Origin of the sequence: Thiocapsa sp. (genome assembly GCF_035467215.1) — a bacterium.
Lineage (GTDB): Bacteria > Pseudomonadota > Gammaproteobacteria > Chromatiales > Chromatiaceae > Thiocapsa.
The window spans coordinates 1-1,834 of record NZ_DATITZ010000038.1; the positions used below are offsets into that span (position 1 = coordinate 1).

The following is a 1,834-nucleotide window of genomic DNA, read 5'->3' on the forward strand; positions in this document are numbered from 1 at the left end:
ACCGGGGTGATCAGTGCGGGAAACGCGCGGGTAATCATCGCTAAATAATTCGGGAATCGGCCGGTGAAACAAAGTGAGCGACAACACGGCCTACATCCGCATGCACTACCAGAAGACCTGGGAAGGCCAGCTGATCACCCAGATCCGGTTGGAACATGTGGTTTGGGGCGAGCTGCTCTGGGCCGCGACCCTGGGGGCCGCCTATGCCCTCATCGTGACGCTGGTCTTGGCGGGCTTCACCCTGGTTGGATGGCTGGATCTCAACTGGACCGGTGCGCTGCTCGCCCTGCCGCTGCTGTTTCTCGCCTCGCTGGCGTTTGCAACCCTGGGCCTGCTCTTCACCGCGATCGTGCCCAGCATCGACCACATGAACATCCCCTTCTTCCTGGTGATCATGCCGCTCGGATTCGCCAGCAGCACCTACTTCCCGATGGAGAGCGACTCGCCTTGGACGCTCGCCTGGTTGACCCTGAACCCGCTGCATCACCTCGCCGAGGGCACGCGGCTGGTCCTGGTCAACGGCGAGATCAGTGTCCATCTCGCGGCAGCCTTCGGGCTCTTTGTGCTGATGATCCTGATCTTGGTGCCGATCGACTATCGGCTGCTGCGACAGAGGGTGTTGGGCGAGGGCTGATCGCGCCGTGCCTTGGCGGAGGGATCAGTAGCCGCTACACTCATGTCGTGTTCGTACCGTCGTCCCCGGCATGGAGACGCACCGCCGGGATGCGGCCGGACTCCGCCACCAACCAAGTAGGTGCCGACATGCAGGTCATCGGGAAGCAACCCGGGTTCACGCTGATCGAGGTCATGATCGTCGTCGCCATCCTGGGCATCCTGGCGGCGCTCGCCGTGCCTCAGTATCAGACCTTCATCACGCGGGCAAAGATCGGCGAGGGGCTGGTGCTGCTCGGCCCGGTCAAGCTTGCGGTGACCGAATATCATGCCTCGCACGGCCGTCTGCCGAACGCGACCAATTGGCTGACCTTGCTCCGAGAGTTGGGTTTGAGCGTCGACACCGACACGGGCGCGGCATCCGGCAGCTCTGTCAAGCGGATCTGGTGGAACAATACAGAGCAAGAGATTCGTATCCGCTACGGATTCGATCCCATCGACGATAAGCTCGTCGCGTTGCGAGCCGATTTCACGCCGTCGGGTCACGCGATCTGGACCTGCTACGCGCCCCGAACGGATGGCGTACCCGTCAGGTATCTGCCCTCGACCTGCCGAGGCTGACCGCCTCGGCCTCGATCTCCCGATACGCCGCAGCCAGGCGCTCGGCCCATGCGTCGATCTGTGCCGTCGTGCGAAGCCCGTCGTTGCGGATCTCGATCATGACGGCGTGCAGCCCGCGGCCTTCGCCATGCACGGGGACCGAATAGTCGATGGCCTCCTCGATCGGATAAGGCTGGTTGTCGCCGACGATGCCGTCCACCCGGTGAGCGAGGGCCGTCGACATGAGGGCCGCGAAGCGCCGGTCGCGCCAGTGCGAGACACCGACGGGCCAGGGCCTCTGTTCGCCGTTCAGGGTCGGCGTGAAGCTATGGATACTGAGCAAGAGGCTCGGGCGATGCGAGCGGGCGTCCAAGAGTCGATCGATGGCGCCGTGGTAAGGCCGGAACAAGGTCTCGACGCGGGTTACGCGCGCCTCGGCGTTCAGCCCGAGATTTCCCGGGACGGGCACGCCGGCACTCTGCTCCGCTATCGATGCGCTGTTGGCGAGGGGACGGTTGCAGTCGATCACCAGACGCGAATAGCCGCTCGACACCAGCGGCGCATCGAGATACACCGAGAGCCGAAGCGCCACCTCCGCGGCACCCGGATCCCAACCGATATG

3 protein-coding genes are annotated in these 1,834 nt (G+C 64.2%); 2 read left to right on the forward strand and 1 reads right to left on the reverse strand.

All coding sequences use genetic code 11. The features are described from left to right. Positions 1-73 precede the first annotated feature (73 nt). Both VLR48_RS01970 and VLR48_RS01975 read left to right on the forward strand, forming a co-directional pair. Positions 74-634, forward strand: coding sequence for an ABC transporter permease (locus VLR48_RS01970; protein ID WP_325290170.1), 561 nt, complete (start codon positions 74-76; stop codon positions 632-634). Between the two features lie 89 nt (positions 635-723). Continuing rightward, a complete protein-coding gene (locus tag VLR48_RS01975; protein WP_325290171.1) occupies positions 724-1,233 on the forward strand; it encodes a pilin in 510 nt (169 codons plus the stop codon). Here the strand turns inward: VLR48_RS01975 and VLR48_RS01980 are convergent. Further along, a partial coding sequence (locus VLR48_RS01980; protein ID WP_325290172.1) for an N-formylglutamate amidohydrolase occupies positions 1,202-1,834 on the reverse strand: 633 nt, incomplete at its 5' end. The two genes, VLR48_RS01975 and VLR48_RS01980, sit on opposite strands and share 32 nt — an antisense overlap.